The sequence below is a fragment of the Paraburkholderia humisilvae genome (genome assembly GCF_902859855.1).
GTDB lineage: Bacteria > Pseudomonadota > Gammaproteobacteria > Burkholderiales > Burkholderiaceae > Paraburkholderia > Paraburkholderia humisilvae.
Genome location: NZ_CADIKH010000039.1, coordinates 48257 through 66423, shown reverse-complemented (window position 1 = coordinate 66423; position 18167 = coordinate 48257). Strand labels below are relative to the sequence as shown.

Sequence of the window (18167 nt, the reverse complement as noted above, 5' to 3'; positions counted from 1 at the left end):
CGGTGCGGCCATGGGCGCATCGCGCGCGGCGGTCGATGCGGGTTATGTGCCGAATGACTATCAGGTCGGACAGACCGGCAAGATCGTCGCGCCGCAACTGTATGTGGCGGTGGGCATCTCCGGTGCGATCCAGCACCTGGCGGGGATGAAAGACTCGAAGGTGATCGTCGCGATCAACAAGGACCCGGAGGCGCCGATTTTTAGCGTGGCGGATTACGCGCTTGAAGCCGATCTGTTTGCGGCCGTGCCGGAACTCGTGAAAGAGCTCGGCGCGCTGATCTGAATCACTGAATTATCTTCGCCAGATACGGAATGCAACATGGACACTCTCAAACTCAAGTGCGCAGCAATGTCTAACGAGTCCGATTCGGATAACGCATCATCGGAAAGAACAACTGGTCGTGGCCGCCCGGTGCAGGAACGGAATTGGCCGTGGTCGACAGGCCACTTCGACTGGATGGACCAGTATTGCCCGACGCCGGTCGAAATCGATGACGCGAATACGGATGGTCCGATATTGGCCGCGTGATGCAATGACATCCTCTTTATCCGGGCAGCACGACAGTCCGCGCCGCATCGCTGCCGGCACAACCGATGAGCTTGCGCCGGGGCAGCGCAAGCTCGTATTCGCCGACGGACGCAGCATCGTACTTTTCAACGTCGACGGGATGATCCGCGCGATCGACAATGATTGCCCGCACAACGGCGCATCTCTTGCCAACGGCCAACTCGACGGTACCTATCTGCGTTGCCCGGCGCATGGCCTGCGCTTCGATCTTCGGACGGGCCGCACGCCGGGAAAAAATGGGCTCGGACTAAAGACATTTCCCGTGCGTGTCGTCGACGGCACGCTCGAGATCGTGCTCGACGCCGACACATCGAGTCCATGCGATGCAATCGGCTGTCCCCATACGACACCCCCGCACTGTTCGACAAAGAAGTAACTGCGCGCGCTCGTGTTGGATGCGTGAGTGGTCTGAACACACCCGTAACTATTTTCGATGGCGAGCTCGCCAATCACGCGGTGTCATGCCGAAGCGCGCTTGAAACCAGGCGGTGAACGACCCTTGATGTCCATACCCCAACAGCGTCGCGACGCGTCCAATCGGATAGCGCGGATTGAGCAGATAACGCACAGCCAGGTCACGCCGCACCTCTTCGATCAGTTCGGAAAAGCTTGTTTCGGATGAATCAAGCTGGCGTTGCAACGTGCGCACGGTCAGATTCAACTGCTTCGCGACGAGTTCGATGCTGACCTGATCGACCGGCAACAACAGGTAGATCGCCTTACGCACTTCGAGCGCCGTCGAATCGGCAACCGCCACATTCAGCGGGTTCGCGAGGCTTTCCGCATAGCGCACCAGTTCGGGGTCCGCGTTGGGATTCGGGTAGTCGAGATCGGCGGCGGTGCAAACGAAGCCATTGAAGTCGCTGCCGAACTGGACTGCGCAACCGAAGAAATGCCGATGAAAAGTCAGGTCCGCCGGCGCTACGTGCGTGAAATGCACACTGTGCGGCTTCCAGTGCTCGCCTAGTAGCGCGCTCGAATGCTGCGCGAGCGCGCCGACGGCAAGTTCGATCGCCTGAACGGCCGTCGTGCCCGGCTGCACGAGCAGTTCCTCGCGGATCGTGACGGTATCCCCAGCAGTTTCGACGTAGATCGCCAGCGCTTCATTAAGCAGATGGCGATATTGCGCGGCCGCGAGCAACACCTCGCGCAGCGTGCGCTTATGTGCGAGCAGGATATTCATTACGCCGGTGCCGAACTGCTGGCGCGTCTGCGCGATGCGCAAACCTAGCGTACGGCATTGCGCCTTTTCCGCTGTCAGTTCGAGCAACCGGCAAATCGGCGAGACCGGGACCAGCGTGTCGGGATTCGTGAGCGATGTGGCGTCGAGGCCCGCTTCCTGAACAAGCGCAAACGGATTCAACTCATAGCGCCTCGCCACGTCGAAATACCCGCGGATCGACGACGACCTCACCATCGCTTCCATCGGTAGTCTCCCGTCCGCACGTGAGCGGCTGTCGCCTGAGATTGGTTAGGTGTTAACGACGAGTGGCATCAAATCATAAAACAATGTCGCCCAATCAGAAAAGTGATTTGTTGGCCTGGCCTATCGTGACGTTAACGCTTCTGTGTCCGGTTCGAGTGCATTTCGATGCCGCCGGCTTAGAGCATCTTCACAAACTTCTGGAGAAAAACATGCAGTTTCTCGACGATTCGCTGCACCCTGAGAATCAGGACAAGGTCGTCATTACGGTCGCTCCGTATGGACCGGAATGGATGCCAGCCGATTTTCCGGAAGACATTCCGGTGACGATGGATCAGCAGATTCAAAAGGCCGTCGACTGCTACGAAGCAGGCGCGACCGTGCTGCATCTTCACGTGCGCGAACTCGACGGCAAGGGATCGAAACGTCTTTCGAAGTTCAACGAACTGATCGCGGGTGTCCGCAGCGCTGTTCCGGACATGATTATTCAGGTCGGCGGGTCCATTTCGTTCGCCCCGGAGGACGACGGGCAGGCGGCCAAGTGGCTGTCCGACGATACGCGTCATATGCTGGCCGATCTCGATCCGGCACCCGATCAGGTGACGGTCGCGATCAACACCACGCAGATGAACATCATGGAGCTGCTCTATCCGGCCTATCTGGAGGGCACGTCGCTCGCTCATCCGGCGTTTCAGGCCGCGTATAGCGAAATGACCGTGCCTGCGGGGCCGGCATGGGTCGAAGAACACCTGAAGCGCTTGCAGAACTCGGGTATTCAGCCGCACTTCCAGCTCACCGGTATTCACGCGCTGGAGACGCTCGATCGTCTGGTGCGCCGTGGTGTTTACCGCGGTCCGCTGAACCTCACGTGGATCGGCATCGGTGGCGGTTTTGACGGCCCGAACCCGTTCAATTTCTTCAACTTCATTCACCGGGCGCCGGATGGCTGCACGCTGACCGCCGAATCGCTGCTGAAAAACGTGCTGCCGTTCAACACGATGGCCATGGCGATGGGCCTGCATCCGCGCTGCGGCATCGAGGACACGATTATCGACCAGCATGGCAAGCGCATGACGTCGGTGCAGCAGATCGAACAGTGCGTGCGGGTCGCGCATGAGCTCGGCCGCGAGATCGCAAGCGGTAAGGAAGCGCGCGAGATCTACAGGATCGGCAGCTGGTACGACAGCATCGATGAGACGCTGGCGGCCAACGGGATGGCGCCGAATCGCAATGTGGGCGTGAAAAATCTGCCGCTGCGCGCGGCATAACCCGGCATAGCGGGAAACACCCCGGCTCCGGCCGGGGAACGAAGCGAAACATAAATACAACAGCCGCGCTGTCCAGTGGGACATCAAAGCGGCCTTGGCGCCAGTCGCCCAGGAGATACCCCAATGTTGTTGCAGCATGCCGAGCCCGCCACGGGCAACGTATCAAATGCCAGATCGGAGGTGCCCGTTTACGCGTGGGTGGTGTTCACGCTGACGGTCGGTCTGCTGCTGTCGGACTATATGTCGCGGCAGGTGCTCAATGCCGTGTTCCCGATGCTGAAGGCGACATGGAGCCTTTCCGATGCGCGGCTTGGTTCGCTCAGCAGCATCGTCGCGCTGATGGTGGGCGTGCTGACGCTTCCGTTGTCGGTGCTCGCCGACCGCTGGGGGCGCGTGAAGAGCATCGCGCTGATGGCATCGATGTGGAGCATCGCGACGCTCGGTTGCGCTGTCTCGGCGAGTTACGGCCAGATGTTGCTGGCTCGCGCTTTCGTGGGAATTGGTGAGGCTGCGTACGGCAGTGTCGGCGTGGCAGTTGTCCTGAGCATTTTTCCTGCGCGGCTGCGCGCGACGCTGGTTGCCGCGTTCATGGCGGGCGGCGCGCTGGGCTCGGTGATGGGAATGGCGCTGGGCGGAGCCGTCGCGACACAGCTGGGGTGGCGCTGGTCGTTCGGTGCAATGGCCTGCTTCGGCATGGTGCTGGTTGTCATTTATGTGCTCGTGGTCACGGAAAAGCGGCTTATGCCGCTGAGCGTCGCGTCCGGCGGGCAGGAAACTGGCGTCCGTGAGCGTATGCGTGTGGGTGCGCTGCTGAAACGGCTGCTCTCCACGAAATCGGTTGCGTGCGCGTATGTCGGTAGCGGCATCCATCTGTTTGTACCGGCCGCGCTGTGGGCGTGGATGCCGAGCTTTCTGAACCGCTACTACGGGATGGTGGTCGGCAGCGCCGCGGCCGGTGCGGCTGTGCTGGTGCTCGTGACAGGGCTCGGCATGGTCGTGTGCGGGAATCTGACCGACCGCATCAGCAAGGACGCGTCCGGGCGGAAATGGAATTGCGCGATCGTCTATTGCGCAATCGCATTCGCGCTGCTGATGGTCGGCTTCCAGATGCCGCATGGGACTTTGCAACTTGTGCTCATTGGCGGCGGCATGTTCTTCAGCGCGGGCGCGACAGGGCCTTCTGGTGCGATGGTCGCCAACCTGACGCCGCCTTCGATCTGCGCTTCTGCGTTTGCCACGCTGACGCTGGTCAACAACATGCTCGGTCTCGCCCCGGCGGCGTTTGTGACCGGGGTGCTGGCGGACAGGATAGGCCTTCTCGGTGCGTTGCAGGTGGTCCCGTTTGCGGCCCTGATTGCACTCGTCGTCTTCGCCGTCGGCAAGCGTCACTATCAAGGCGATCTGGAACGGGTCAAGGTGCTGCGCGAACAGGCTTCGGCCTGATGCAGCGCGCTCACCCAGCACGGTGATGGCAACTGCGGTTTGCAGTCTGAATGCGTGAAATTGTACTGAATTGGAGAATTGAATCATGGCGAAAGCAGTGCGCTTTCATGAGACCGGTGGTCCGGATGTTCTGCGATACGAACACGTTGAAGTGGGCAAGCCCGGACCGGGTCAGGTGCGTTTGCGTCACGAGGCGGTCGGGCTGAACTTCGCGGATACGTATTTTCGCTCGGGGTTGTACCCGGTGCCGCTGCCCGCTGGTATGGGCGTCGAGGGTGCGGGGGTCGTCGAAGCCGTGGGCGACGGTGTCACGCATGTCGACGTGGGCGACCGCGTGACGTATACGGGCTTTATCAACACGCTGGGCGCTTATAGCACCGAACGTCTGGTTCCCGCCGCGCCGCTTATCCGGCTCCCTGACGATATCGCATGTGAAACGGCGGCGGCCATGACCATGCGCGGGCTGACCGCCTCGTACCTGATGCGGCGCATCTACGACTTCAAGCCGGGGCAGTCGATCCTCCTGCACGCCGCGGCGGGCGGCGTCGGGTTGATCGTGTCGCAATGGGCGAAGCTGCTGGGACTGACTGTCATCGGCACGGTCTCGAGCGATGCGAAAGCGGCCGTTGCACGTGAGCATGGTTGCGATCACGTCATCAATTACAGCCACGCGGACGTGGCCACGCGCGCCCTCGAGCTGACAGAAGGGGTGGGAGTCGACGTTGTGTTCGACAGCGTTGGCAAGGATACCTTCGAGGCGTCGCTGAATTCGCTCAGGCGCCGTGGCCTGATGGTCTGCGTCGGCACGGCGTCCGGTCCAATTCCGCCGTTCAATCCGCAAGTGCTCGCGATGAAGGGTTCGCTCTATCTGACCCGTCCGGCATTGGCCGATTACATCGCCGATCCTGCCGAGAAGGCCGAACTGGCCAGCGAACTGTTCAGTCACGTTGCGGCGGGCCGCATCAGGATCGACATCAACCAGCGCTACGCGCTCGAGGACGCGGCGCAGGCGCATCGGGACCTCGAATCGCGCAAGACGACAGGATCGTCCGTTTTCGTTATCTGAGGAATGGAATCATGCGTGTTGAACAACTGACTTGTGCGATCGGTGCCGAGCTCACGGGCGTACACCTCGCCGACGTGGTGCACGATGACGGCCTCTTTGCCGACATTCGAGCCGCGCTGCTCAAGCACCGGGTGCTGTTCCTGCGCGATCAGGAAATCACCCGTGCCGAGCACGTGGCTTTCGCGCGGCGCTTCGGCGAGCTGGAAGATCATCCGGTGGCGGGCAGCGATCCGGAACACCCGGGACTGGTGCGTATCTACAAGTCGCCGGATCAGCCGAACGATCGATATGAGAATGCCTGGCATACCGATGCAACCTGGCGCGCCGCGCCGCCGTTCGGCTGCGTGCTGCGCTGCGTGGAGTGCCCGCCGGTAGGCGGCGACACGATGTGGACGAATATGGTGCTCGCCTATGAGAACCTGCCCGAACACGTGAAGAGTCAGATCGCGGATCTGCGTGCGCGCCACAGTATCGAAGCGAGCTTCGGCGCCGCGATGCCGATCGACAAGCGTCTCGCGTTGAAAGAGCGCTTTCCGGATGCCGAGCATCCTGTTGTGCGTACGCATCCGGAGACCGGTGAGAAGGTGCTGTTCGTCAATGCGTTTACGACGCACTTCACCAATTACCACACGCCTGAGCGCGTGCGCTTCGGGCAGGACGCAAACCCGGGCGCGAGCCTGCTGTTGAACTATCTCGTGAGCCAGGCGTACGTCCCTGAGTACCAGGTGCGTTGGCGCTGGACCCGAAACAGTATCGCGATCTGGGATAACCGCAGCACGCAGCACTACGCGGTGATGGACTACCCGCCGTGCGTCCGCAAGATGGAGCGTGCGGGCATTATCGGCGACAAGCCGTTCTGATGGAGCCGGCATGACAACGGACACAACACCGACCGTGCTCTTCGTGCCCGGCTTGCGCGATCACGTGGCCAACCACTGGCAGACGTTGCTGCAGGCACGCCTGCCGGGGTCGGCACGTGTGCCGCCGCTCGAGCACGACAAGCTCAGTTGCGCGGCACGTGTGGCCGCGCTGGACGATGCGCTTGCACGCATCGACGGGCCGGTCGTTCTGGTTGCGCACAGCGCCGGCGTGATGATTACCACGCACTGGGCGCGGCATCACCACCGGCCGATTCACGGAGCGCTGCTTGCCACGCCGCCCGACTTCGAGGCGCCGATGCCCGCCGGTTATCCGACCTGCGACGCGCTTGAACACAACGGATGGTTGCCGCACCCGCGCGAAACGCTGCCGTTTCCGAGCATCGTCTGCGCCAGCCGGAACGATCCGCTTGCGGCGTTCGATCGTGTTGCGCGGATGGCGGCGGACTGGGGCAGCCGGCTGGTCGACCTTGGCGAGGTCGGACATCTGAACCCCGCAGCAGGTTACGGCGAATGGCCAGAGGCGCAATCATTGATCGACGCGCTGTGCGGGCAGTCACCGTCGAGGCCGTCGATCAACGTCGCACACAGTGCGCAATAGAAACATCGGGAAGGGTTCCATGGAAGGTTTGATGATGCAGCAGCCGCTGCGGGTTGCTTCGCTGCTGACGCACGCGGAGCGCCATCACGGCTCGCAGGAGATTGTGTCGCGCCGGGTCGAAGGCGACATTCACCGTTACCGCTTTGTCGAGCTGGCGCAGCGTGCGCGCCGCATGGCGAATGCGCTGGCCGGGCTCGGAATCAAGGCGGGCGACCGCGTGGGCACGCTCGCGTGGAACGGCTACCGTCATATGGAGCTGTACTTCGCGGTGTCCGGTTCCGGTGCGGTGCTGCATACGCTCAACCCGCGGCTGCATGTCGACCAGCTCGCGTACATCATCGATCACGCGGAGGATCAGGTCGTGTTCTTCGACCTGACCTTTCTGCCGCTGATCGAAGCCGTCGCGCAACGTGTGCAAAGTCCGAAGGTCTTCGTGGCCATGACCGACCGCGCGCATATGCCCGCGACGCATACGCTGCCGATCATGCTGCTGTGCTACGAGGACCTGATCGACAGCCACACGCAGGTTTTCGACTGGCCGCCGCTGGACGAAAACTGTGCGTCGTCGCTGTGCTACACGTCGGGCACCACGGGCCACCCGAAGGGGGTGTTGTACAGCCATCGCTCGACCGTGCTGCATACGTACGCGGCCGCGTTGCCCGATGCGCTGAACTGCTCGGCACGCGACGTGATTCTGCCGGTCGTGCCGATGTTTCATGTGAACGCATGGGGCTTGCCTTATATCGCATGCATGGTGGGTGCGAAGCTCGTCTTCCCGGGCCCGGCTCTCGACGGAAAGTCGCTCTATGAGTTGATCGAGGCGGAACAGGTCACGCTTTCGGCCGGCGTGCCGACGGTCTGGCAGGGGTTGCTGCGGCACGTCGGCGAACGCGGCACGACCTTCACTTCGATGCGTCGCACGGTGGTGGGCGGCGCCCCTTGTCCGACGGCGATGACGGCTGAGTTCCAGGAGCGCTATCGGGTTGACGTGCTGCACGCCTGGGGGATGACCGAACTCAGCCCGGTGGGGACGGTTTGCAGTTTCAAGGCCCACCAGCTCTCGTTGTCACCCCAGCAGCGCTATTCGATTCAGGCCACGCAGGGGCGTGCTGTGTTCGGCATCGACATGAAAATAGTCGATGCGGATGGTAGCGAACTCCCGTGGAATGGTATCTCGGCAGGAGATCTGATGGTGCGTGGACCTTGGGTCACGCGCGGTTACTTCCGCAGCGATGACGCACAACCGCTCGTGGATGGCTGGTTCCCCACCGGGGACGTCGCGAAGATCGATCCGGACGGCTTTATGCAGATCACCGATCGCAGCAAGGACGTCATCAAATCCGGCGGCGAGTGGATCAGTTCGATCGACATCGAAAATGTCGCGTGCCTGCATCCCGACGTTGCGACTGCGGTATGCATCGCCGCGAAACATCCGAAGTGGGATGAGCGCCCGCTGCTGCTGATCGTGAAGAAGCCAGGGCGGTCGCTCGACAGCGACGAATTGCTCGCCTTCTTCGATGGGCGCGTGGCGAAATGGTGGCGGCCCGACGCGGTGGTGTTCATTGACGAAGTGCCGATCGGTGCGACCGGCAAGGTATTGAAGAACCGCCTGCGAGAGCTGTACCAGGATCACTACGTTTCGGCTCGTTAGCCGTCCGGACGCGGCGGGCGGCCGCGGAATTCAACATCTAAAGCTTTAGCAGTTGCGTTTGTTGATGCGGTAATCACCTATAAAGTTAGGAAACCATATGAAAATTAAAGTAGTCCACATTGCGACCGGGGTACTGGCAGGATTTTCAGGTATCGCGCAAGCTCAGTCATTCGTGACGCTCTACGGCACGATGGATTCCGGCATGCTGTATCAAAGCACGGCCGCCGCTTCGTTTGCGCCAACGGCGCCGGACCTCGGGCACGTGTTTCGATACAAGGACGGCGGGATCTACGCGAGCAACTGGGGCCTCAAGGGCAGCGAGGATATTGGCGGCGGCTACCACGTCAACGTCAAGTTGCAGGGTTCGTTCGACAGCGGCACCGGCAAGTTCCAGTTGAGCGATACGCCGGGCGTGGCCGCCGCCTTTAACCAGTACACGACAATCGGCGTGTCGGGTCCATTTGGCACGTTCGACGCCGGCCGGCAAATCGTTCCGATGATCTACGCGATGTACGACACGGACGTGCGCGGCGCGCAATACTTCGGCAGTATTCTTACCGCATGGCTCGGGATGAACCAGGCGGCAGGGTGGCCGGGGACGAGCACCAATGGACCGATTGGGGCACTGTACGACAGCAACGCGCTTGTCTACCAGTCGCCGAAATTCTACGGCGCATCCGTCGCGCTCGAATACGCGCCCGGCGGCGTGGCAGGCAAGTTCCAGGGCGGCACACGCGAGTCGGCGGTACTGAAGTATTCGAACTATGGTTTGAACCTGTCGGCAGTGTATTACAACGGGCACGACGCGAATCCCTTTCCCGCTAACTACCCGACCGCACCGGCTGCGCCCGCGACGGGCCTGAACAACAACCGTTTTTACTATCTCGGCGCGTTGTACACGTTCCACGATTTTTCGGTGTCGGGTTCATACAGCAACGGCAAAAACCCCGCGAACAGCAATCATGTCGACTTCGAACTCTGGTCGGCGGGCCTCGGATACCGGTTCACGCCGGCTTTCAAGGTGACATCCGGCTTCTACTACCTGAAAGACAAGAACAACTCGTCGAATCACTCGACCGAAGTCGCGGTAGGCGCCGAATACAACATCTCGAAGCGTACGTTGGCTTATGCGCAGGTCGGGTATGTGGACAACAACGGCACGATGAACCAGACGATTGTCTATGGGCAGCCGGTTGCGCCGGGCAGATCGACGACGGCCGCGATGATCGGAATGCGGCACAGTTTCTGAACCACCGCTTAACTAACAGAGGATAACTGAATGAAGACAAGTAACAAACTCATCTACGCGGTGGGTGCGTTGATGATGGCGGGGTCGATCCATGCGTGGTCGCAGAGTAGCGAAACGGTGCCTGCGTCCGGCGCAGCGGTCGACGTAGCGTCGGGTGCGTCTGACCAGAAGTCCACGAAACAGGCTGATCGCGCGTTGCGCAAGAAGGTCTACGCGGCCATTGCCAAGGTGAAGGCGATCGACGCGGGAAATATCAGCATTCGCGCAAAGAACGGTGCGGTGACGCTGTTTGGCACGGTGGAGGACGGGGCACAGGTCACCCAGGTCGCCGATATCGCGCGCAACGTACCGGGCGTCACGTCGGTCGTCAACAAGCTGACCGTCACCAGGCCGTTCGGCGGTCAGTGAGGTGAATCGATGAGCTTGCGGAACTACAGCCTGGCCACGATCGACGATTTCATTGGCCGGCAGCTCGGTGTGTCGGACTGGGTCGTCATCGATCAGTCACGCATCGATGCATTCGCGCAGTGCACGGGCGATACACAGTGGATTCATGTGGATGTCGAGCGCGCAAGGCGCGAGAGTCCCTTTGGCGGCACGGTCGCACATGGCTATCTGACGCTTTCGCTAGTCGCGCCGCTTGCGATGCAGATCGGTCTGATTCCCGACGGCGTGTCGGCAGGTCTGAACTATGGGCTCGACAAGGTGCGCTTCATGACGCCGGTGAAGGCTGGAGCACGGGTGAGAAACCGTGTGACGCTGATGTCGGTGGAGAGGAAGGGCGGCGGTAGCGTGATCGTCAAAGTGATGAATGAACTGCAGATCGATGGCACCGACAGGCCGGCGCTGATTGCCGAAACGTTGGCGATGCTGGTGGCGCGCCATGCGTGTGCCGAACCGGAAGCCGGAGCAGTGTGAGGAGAAGCAGGTGGCGGTCGTTACTGAAAACGCTGAAAATGCGGCGCGAGACGATGAGCATGACGCGCTCGCGATGTCTGCAACTGAAGGGATGCTGGGGCCGAATCCGTTTGTCGGGCTGCGTCCCTGTGACCTGCTGGCCACGGCACGGCAGATTGCGGCGCATGCCGTCAGCCATCCGGCACTGGTCGTGGAGCAGGAAGTCGCGCTCGCGTGCGATCTGATCTCGGTGCTTTGCGGCAACACGTTGCATGCGCCGCAGAAAGGCGACAGAAGGTTTACCGATCCCGCGTGGCAGGAGAGTGTCTGGTATCGCGTCCTGTCGCAAGGGTATTTTGCGTGGCGCAATGCGCTGTCGGGGTTTGTCGACCGGTCCACGCTCGATGCGAAGACGAGGCAACGTGCGCAGTTCATGCTGTCGCTATTCACGGATGCACTTTCGCCGACGAATACGTTGCCAGGGAACCCGGCGGCGCTCAGGAAGCTGTTCGAATCGGGCGGTGCGAGTGTGGTCGGCGGCCTGGCCAACGTCGTCACGGATCTGATAAACAATCAGGGCATGCCGGCTCAGGTCGACAAATCGGTGTTCGAAGTCGGCGAGAACGTGGCCACGACGCGCGGCGCAGTCGTGTTTCGCAACGAGGTGCTCGAACTGATCCAGTATGCGCCGGCCACCGCGCAGGTCTACAGCCGGCCGCAACTGATCGTGCCGCCGCAGATCAACAAGTTCTATGTGTTCGATATGTCCGAGGGCAAGAGCGTCGTCGACTATCTGGTCAAGAGCGAATTCCAGGTATTCGTCGTGAGTTGGCGCAATCCCACCGCGGCACAAAGCCACTGGGATCTGGACACTTACGTCGGGGCGCTCAACGAGGCGATCGCGGCGGTACGCGACATCACCGGCAGCGACGATGTCAACCTGCACGGCGCCTGCTCGGGCGCAATGACGATCTCGGCGTTGCTTGGCCACCTGGCTGCGCGCGGCGAGAAGACGGTCAATGCGGTCACGCTGATGGTTGCGATGCTGGATCTCAACGAGGATTCGCAGATCGGGCTGTTTGCCACGCCTGACGCCATTGCCGCCGCTAAACAGAACAGCACGGCAAAAGGCGTGCTGGCCGGCGAGGATATGGGACGGGTATTCGCGTGGATGAGACCGAACGACCTGGTATGGAACTACTGGGTCAACAATTATCTGCTGGGCAACGCACCGCCGGCGCTCGACATCCTGTACTGGAACAACGACACGACACGGCTGCCGGCGAAATTTCATGGTCAGTTGCTCGACATTTTCGCTGACTGCCTGTTTGGCAAGCCGTGTGCGTTGACGGTGCTCGGCACGCCCATCGATCTGTCCGACGTGACATGCGAAAAATATGTCGTCGCAGGCGTAACCGATCACATTACGCCTTGGAAGGGCGTGTACAACACGGCGCGTATGTTCGGCGGCAACACGCAGTTTGTGCTGAGTTCGAGCGGTCATATCCAGAGCCTGATCAATCCACCCGGCAATCCCAAGGCGAAATTCTTCGTCAATCCGGAACTGCCGGCGAGTGCCGATGCGTGGCTCTCGGGCGCGCAGGCCGAAAGCGATTCGTGGTGGTGCCATTGGCGGGGTTGGCTCGCCGGTCGCTCGGGTAACCGGAAAAACGCGCGCAAGACGCCGGGCAACAAGCGCCACGCGCCACTTGCCGAAGCGCCTGGAACCTATGTTCTCGACGCGTAAGCGTGAGTTTGTCCCGTGTTGCTAGCGGGTATTTTTAATCGTGTCCTTTTGGAGATTGACTATGGAGTCCACCCAAAGCTTTAACGTGCATGGCGTCTTTGCAAACCTCATCGGCCAGTTCAAGCTGCCAGGCATCGACGCCGCCGTTATTCTTGAATCGCGGCGCAAAGATCTCGAGGCCGTGATGGTCGCGCTCACAACCGAAATCGCCGGCATGCAATCGCTGGGCCAGAAACAGGCCGAAATCGTTCGCACGGCGGTAACGGGTCTGCAGTCGCGGATTGCGCCGCAAACGACCTCGGAACACAAGGCGGCCGACGGGCAGGCCGAGTCGGTGCAACAGGCGTTGCGCAGCACGGTCGCGGACGTGCGCTCGCTGGTCGATATCGCGTGCAAAACGCAGTTCGACAGTCTTGCGGTATTGGGCAAACGCGTGACTGAGAATGTGGAGGAGTGGAAGGCGCTGCTTTCGGTCAGAAGGTAACGCTACGCGATGAGTGTGATGCTGCCGCCCGGGACCTCGTGTCCCGCCATCGGATCGATTGAATAAAGTATTGCGAATGAATTCCGAGTTTGTCAGCAGCATGCAGATCGGCACCGTGGATCTGGACGGCCAGATGCTGCGAGTCGCCACCCGGTATCGTAGTGACGCTTCTCCGCCGCTCGTCATATTCAATGGGATCGGCGCCAACCTCGAACTAGTCGAGCCGTTTGTCGAAGCGCTGGAAGACGTGAGTGTGATCGTCTTCGATATTCCGGGCGTCGGCGGGTCGCCCGCACCGCTGATGCCGTATCGGTTCTCGACGCTATCGGTCCTGACCGACAGGCTGCTGACGCGGCTCGGCCACAACGGACCGGTCGACGTGCTTGGCGTCTCCTGGGGCGGCGCACTGGCACAGCAATTCGCGTTGATGCATCCGGTGCGCTGCCGCAGGCTCGTCCTCGCGTCGACCTCGTCCGGAATCGTCATGCTGCCGGGCAGGCTTTCGGTGCTGTCGAAACTGGTCGGACCGCGCCGCTACACGGATTCGGCCTATCTTCAGCGGGTCGGGGCGGAAATTTACGGTGGCAAGTACAGACAGGACCCTGCATTGCTGGAAGAGCACAGCCGGCATATCCAGGCGCCAGGCGGACGCGGGTATCTGTATCAATTGCTCGCGGTCGCCGGCTGGACGAGCCTTCCCTGGCTTGCCGCATTGCGCCAGACGACGCTCGTGCTGCACGGCGACGACGATCCGATCGTGCCGCTTTCCAACGCGAAGATTCTGGCGACCTGCATCCGCAATGCAACGCTTCATGTGGTCGATGACGGTCACCTGTTGCTGATTACACGTGCGCCGGAAGTCGCTCCTGTGGTGCGCGAATTTCTGCGCCGGGAATCCCGTTGAACGGTCCCGGCGACGACACTTGGCTGCGGCGTGCGTCAGCCGATGCGCCGGGCCGGGTTGAACAGACGCGCCTGAAGCGCATGAGACGAATCGCGACCAGTCTGCTCATCGCTTTGATCGTGCTGCTTTGCGTCTGCACGGTTTATCAGGCTGCGCATCCGTGGCTTGTCTGGATACGCGCGTTCGCCGAGGCTGGCACGGTAGGCGCGATAGCCGACTGGTACGCCGCGGTCGCGCTGTTCCGCCATCCGCTCGGGCTGCCGGTTCCGCATACCGCGATCATTCCACGCAACCAGCAGCGCATTGCGGCGCGCTTCGGCGAGTTCGTCGAGGTGAACTTTCTCAGGCCGGAGCTGATCGTCGCGAGTCTGCGCACGCACAACGCAGCAAAGGCAATGGCAGAGTGGCTAAGCAATCGCGCAAACAGTGAAACTGTGGCGGGCGTGCTCGCGGAATCGTTGCCGGTATGGCTTGGAGAAATCGACGAAGCCGATGTCGCGCGGTTTTTCGACCACGCCGTTGTGCCGCCACTGCGCACCGTCGACGTGTCTCGCATCGGCGGCACGGTGTTGCAGCTTTGCACCGAACTGGAAAAGCATCAGCCTTTGCTCGATCACGGTCTGCGCATGTTCGAAAAGTGGTTGACCTCCAACGTCGACCTAATCGCCGCGAAATTCAGTGCAGCGTCGAAGTTTACGCCGGCCATGCTTGATACATACATTGTTGGCAGATTTGTCAACGGAGTCATTGCATTGCTTCATGAAGTGATCGCACGGCCCGATCACGAACTTCGTCGCCAGTTCGGCGAAGCGGTGCAGGAGCTGATTGTCCGGCTGCGCACGTCCCCAATCCATCGCCGCTATGGCCGGATGCTGCTGCGCGATTGCCTTCGGCATTTCAGGAGCCGCGGGTATCACAGCGTGTTGCTCGAGTATCTGCGGGGCAGCGTCGCTTCCGATCTCAACGGCAAACGATCCCTACTCCGCAGCATGGCGGCAGGTGCGCTGATTTCCATCGGCAAGGGCGTGGCCCGTGCGCCAGCGCTTCAGCACAGGCTGAATGAATGGTGGCTGGAGGTGGCCCACGCGCTGGTAGTGCGCTACCGCCACCCGCTATCGGCGCTCATTGCGGATGTTGTCAAAGGTTGGAGTGCGCAAGAGGTCAGCCGCAGGATTGAAGCGGAGATCGGCCACGATCTGCAATTCATTCGCATCAACGGCGCGCTGGTGGGCGGCGCGACGGGGTGTTGCTGCACGCGATCGCAATGCTTTAGGCGCCGCGTTGCCGCCGGCGTCGGCATCGTTTCTTTCGCATCGCCTGCAATGCGCGATCGTCGTGTGTCTTGTTCGCGCGCTGTGAGTATTCCCGCACGGAGTTTCTTTTCGCGATCGAACACGATGCGATTGCTGATGTGGTTTCAATTGCGCGGACCGTGAGTGATTTCGCGTCCGCGGCTTTATCCGAGAAAGAGAAGACGCAAAACGAGAATTGAATAGCCTCATCGCTAATGGCGGAATATGTCGTGCCGCGTGGCACCGCGAATTCCGCCAGGCGCGATTGGCAAACGGCCTGTGATCGGCGTCATTGAATTGGCCGGATCGCACCGTCGCTAGAGAGACCGTGAAATGCTCAAGAGATCGGACTACCCGAGAGCGCTGCGCAGCCACGAGGACGATACCTTCTGGTGCGACGCACAAGGTTGCGTGTCGGCACGCGGTCCACCAGACGATCGCTCTGGCATTTCCCTTTGTATCTCTCTAGCTGCGAGGTGAAACCATGAGAATTAAATCGTTGTTAGGGATTGCGGTTGCTTCGGTGGTCGTGGTGCCATCGTTGCAATCCATTCCAGCATGGGCCGACGGCCCAAAGTCCGCTTATGACCATGGCGGATCGGATGTGTCGCTCGACCCCGGCGAAGAACGCATGACGGCCGATGAGGAAAACCAGGCCCGTCAGAAGGACCTGAGCGATGCGTATCACAACGGCTATAACGCGCGGGCGAAGGAGGACGCCGAGACGTACGCGTCGTTGCGGGATCAGTTGAAGCGTCCGGCGGCGACGCCGGTCAAAGCGCACGATGTGCCGCCGCTGCCGCCGGGCATGCCCGACGACGAAGACGATGAGGCGTCGCAGACGCCGGTTCCGCAACCGCCGGTCACGCAACGCGCTTTGCCGGCACAGGCCCGGGCCCAGGCCGTTGCGCAACCGGGATACGCGCCACCCCCGGCGCGCTATCAGGCACAGCCCGTTTATGCGCAAGCGCCGGCTTACAGCAACGCTCCGGTAGCGTATCAACAGCCGGTCTATGTGCAACAGGCCTATGCGCCGCCGCCGCCGCCCGTGCGTGCGATGCCGTACGTTCCTGTGTATCCGCAGGAGATGGAATATGCGGCACCGCCGATGGTGCAGCCGGTGATCGCGGTCGCCAGCCCTTATCCGGTTTACCGGGGGGGATACTGGGCCGGGTCATATCCTCGCCCGTACAGCGCGGGGCCGATGATTTACCAGGTCTGGCAATAGCGGACGGCGCGGACGGTGTGAACGGTGCGGGCTCGGGGGCGGTTTCCGACCTGAGCCCGCGAACACGCATTCCTTTTTTAAAAATAGGCGTTCTTCGAGTCGCTTCCCTAGCCAGCCTTCAGGAAACGCGTCAACCGGTCGAGTCCCGTATTCAGGCGCGTTCGGTCGCACGCGTAGCACCAACGTACGAAGCCTTCACCTTCTGGACCGAATGCGCTGCCCGGCGCGAGACCAAGACCGGCGTCGCGCACAAGCGACTTGCATAACGCAAGGCTATCGGTTGCACCGGGCAGCGAGAAGAAGAGGTACATCGCACCCGCGGGCGCCTTGACGTCAACGTCGGGCATCCGCGACAGCGCGTGCAAAAGATGGTCGCGTGACGCGTGCAGGTCTCGCGTTAAAGTCCGAATGAGGGTTTCGCCCTGTTCAACGGCGGCGATTCCCGCACGCTGTACAAAGGACGGTGCGCACGATGTGTTGTATTCGACGAGCTTGCAAAGATCGTCCATCAGCGCGGATGGCGCAATCATCCAGCCGAGCCGCCAACCCGTCATCAGCCATGCCTTCGAAAACGAGTTCACGCAGATCACGCGTTCGTCGCGTGCGGCCAGATCGAGAAACGACGGCGCAACCCGCGAACCGATCTCGTTCAACGCGAGTTCCGCGCCGTAGTAGAGGCGTTCATACACTTCATCGGCGATGATCCAGATGCCGTGTCTGCGGCAATGATCGAGCACGGCTCGCTGGTCGTCGCGACTCATCACCCAACCGGTCGGATTGTTCGGAGAGTTGACCATCAGCATCCGGGTATCGGGCGTCAACGCGGCGAGCAATTCGTCAAGATCGAGCGACCAGCCGTTCCGGCCATACCGTAGTGGGACCGTCTCCACATGCGCGCCTAAAATCCTCGGCATCTCGACGAGATTGGGCCATAGTGGTGTGACTTCGACGACGCGGTCACCTGCCTCCACGATCAACTGAGTGGCCAGCATCAGCGCGTTCACGCCTGCGCTGGTTACCGCGACATGATCCAGCGCCGTCGCGCCATGCAGTCCGCTCACGTAACGGGCAAGCGCTGCGCGCAGCGGCTCGATGCCAAGATTGTGTGTGTAGAACGTTGCGCCATCAGCCAAAGCCGCCATCGCCGCGTCCCGGATGAACGAAGGTGTCACGCGATCGGATTCCCCGAACCAGAATGGCAGAACATTGGGTAAGCCGATGCCGGCATTGGCCACCTCGCGAATCTGCGAGGAACGCAACGACTGTACTGTGGCGCGGGCTTCAGGAATTGGCGATACGTTTGAAACTGAATTGCTCATTCGGACATTCACCATCGGGGTGGCATACGGGCCATCGATTGACTTACGCTGGCGAAACCCGATCGTTTGTATCCTCATTTGTTGTTGAGAATTCGAGAATTTCGCTGCACAGCGTGACTGCGTTCGATATTAAGAGTCGCTGTGATGGC

Annotated in this window: 19 protein-coding genes; 17 read left to right on the top strand and 2 right to left on the bottom strand. The window is 61.2% G+C overall.

Features of this window, described 5'->3' with window-relative positions; translation table 11 throughout:
- From HV796_RS29710 to HV796_RS29700, 3 genes are all read left to right on the top strand, one after another.
- Nucleotides 1-283 (top strand): FAD-binding protein (locus HV796_RS29710; RefSeq protein WP_217478030.1); only part of this gene is annotated, 283 nt, incomplete at its 5' end.
- Between the two features lie 36 nt (nucleotides 284-319).
- Entirely contained in the window at nucleotides 320-529 is a 210-nt protein-coding gene (locus tag HV796_RS29705) for a hypothetical protein (RefSeq protein WP_175230746.1), read from the top strand.
- A 4-nt stretch (nucleotides 530-533) separates the two neighbouring features.
- Nucleotides 534-944: a Rieske (2Fe-2S) protein gene (locus HV796_RS29700; protein WP_175230743.1), complete on the top strand. Its 411-nt coding sequence runs from the start codon at nucleotides 534-536 to the stop codon at nucleotides 942-944.
- Between the two features lie 48 nt (nucleotides 945-992).
- On the opposite strand, the gene HV796_RS29695 is transcribed toward HV796_RS29700, so the two are convergent.
- Entirely contained in the window at nucleotides 993-1994 is a 1002-nt protein-coding gene (locus HV796_RS29695; RefSeq protein ID WP_175230739.1) for an AraC family transcriptional regulator, read from the bottom strand.
- Between the two features lie 209 nt (nucleotides 1995-2203).
- On the opposite strand from HV796_RS29695, the gene HV796_RS29690 reads away from it, so the two are divergent.
- The 14 genes from HV796_RS29690 (at nucleotide 2204) to HV796_RS29625 (ending at nucleotide 16699) form a co-directional block, all read left to right on the top strand.
- Nucleotides 2204-3259 (top strand): beta-keto acid cleavage family enzyme, encoded by a 1056-nt coding sequence (locus tag HV796_RS29690; RefSeq protein WP_175230736.1) that lies wholly within the window; start codon nucleotides 2204-2206, stop codon nucleotides 3257-3259.
- Between the two features lie 123 nt (nucleotides 3260-3382).
- Complete coding sequence (locus tag HV796_RS29685) at nucleotides 3383-4702, top strand: MFS transporter (protein ID WP_175230733.1); 1320 nt, start codon at nucleotides 3383-3385, stop codon at nucleotides 4700-4702.
- Nucleotides 4703-4787: 85 nt separating this feature from the next.
- Nucleotides 4788-5768 carry a quinone oxidoreductase family protein gene (locus tag HV796_RS29680; protein ID WP_175230730.1) on the top strand — a complete coding sequence of 327 codons (981 nt, stop codon included), beginning with the start codon at nucleotides 4788-4790 and terminating at the stop codon, nucleotides 5766-5768.
- 11 nt (nucleotides 5769-5779) lie between these two features.
- On the top strand, nucleotides 5780-6628 hold the full coding sequence (locus HV796_RS29675) for a TauD/TfdA dioxygenase family protein (protein ID WP_175230726.1): 849 nt from the start codon (nucleotides 5780-5782) through the stop codon (nucleotides 6626-6628).
- A gap of 10 nt (nucleotides 6629-6638) precedes the next feature.
- Nucleotides 6639-7247, top strand: coding sequence for an RBBP9/YdeN family alpha/beta hydrolase (locus HV796_RS29670; RefSeq protein WP_175230723.1), 609 nt, complete (start codon nucleotides 6639-6641; stop codon nucleotides 7245-7247).
- 19 nt (nucleotides 7248-7266) lie between these two features.
- Nucleotides 7267-8898 carry a 3-(methylthio)propionyl-CoA ligase gene (locus tag HV796_RS29665; protein WP_175230721.1) on the top strand — a complete coding sequence of 544 codons (1632 nt, stop codon included), beginning with the start codon at nucleotides 7267-7269 and terminating at the stop codon, nucleotides 8896-8898.
- 97 nt (nucleotides 8899-8995) lie between these two features.
- Nucleotides 8996-10147, top strand: a complete 1152-nt coding sequence (locus HV796_RS29660) for a porin (RefSeq protein ID WP_175230718.1) — start codon at nucleotides 8996-8998, stop codon at nucleotides 10145-10147.
- A 30-nt stretch (nucleotides 10148-10177) separates the two neighbouring features.
- A complete protein-coding gene (locus HV796_RS29655; RefSeq protein WP_175230715.1) occupies nucleotides 10178-10555 on the top strand; it encodes a BON domain-containing protein in 378 nt (125 codons plus the stop codon).
- Nucleotides 10556-10564: 9 nt separating this feature from the next.
- Nucleotides 10565-11065, top strand: a complete 501-nt coding sequence (locus tag HV796_RS29650; protein ID WP_175230713.1) for a MaoC family dehydratase — start codon at nucleotides 10565-10567, stop codon at nucleotides 11063-11065.
- 91 nt (nucleotides 11066-11156) lie between these two features.
- Nucleotides 11157-12791 carry an alpha/beta fold hydrolase gene (locus HV796_RS29645; protein ID WP_175230758.1) on the top strand — a complete coding sequence of 545 codons (1635 nt, stop codon included), beginning with the start codon at nucleotides 11157-11159 and terminating at the stop codon, nucleotides 12789-12791.
- Between the two features lie 61 nt (nucleotides 12792-12852).
- Nucleotides 12853-13275 (top strand): TIGR01841 family phasin, encoded by a 423-nt coding sequence (phaP, locus tag HV796_RS29640; protein ID WP_175230710.1) that lies wholly within the window; start codon nucleotides 12853-12855, stop codon nucleotides 13273-13275.
- A gap of 76 nt (nucleotides 13276-13351) precedes the next feature.
- Entirely contained in the window at nucleotides 13352-14179 is an 828-nt protein-coding gene (gene phaZ, locus HV796_RS29635; RefSeq protein WP_175230707.1) for a poly(3-hydroxyalkanoate) depolymerase, read from the top strand.
- Nucleotides 14180-14259: 80 nt separating this feature from the next.
- Complete coding sequence (locus HV796_RS29630) at nucleotides 14260-15615, top strand: DUF445 domain-containing protein (protein ID WP_246356110.1); 1356 nt, start codon at nucleotides 14260-14262, stop codon at nucleotides 15613-15615.
- 340 nt (nucleotides 15616-15955) lie between these two features.
- On the top strand, nucleotides 15956-16699 hold the full coding sequence (locus HV796_RS29625; RefSeq protein WP_175230704.1) for a hypothetical protein: 744 nt from the start codon (nucleotides 15956-15958) through the stop codon (nucleotides 16697-16699).
- A gap of 107 nt (nucleotides 16700-16806) precedes the next feature.
- Here the strand turns inward: HV796_RS29625 and HV796_RS29620 are convergent, their stop codons facing one another.
- Nucleotides 16807-18018, bottom strand: a complete 1212-nt coding sequence (locus tag HV796_RS29620; RefSeq protein ID WP_175230701.1) for a pyridoxal phosphate-dependent aminotransferase — start codon at nucleotides 18016-18018, stop codon at nucleotides 16807-16809.
- Nucleotides 18019-18167 lie beyond the last annotated feature (149 nt).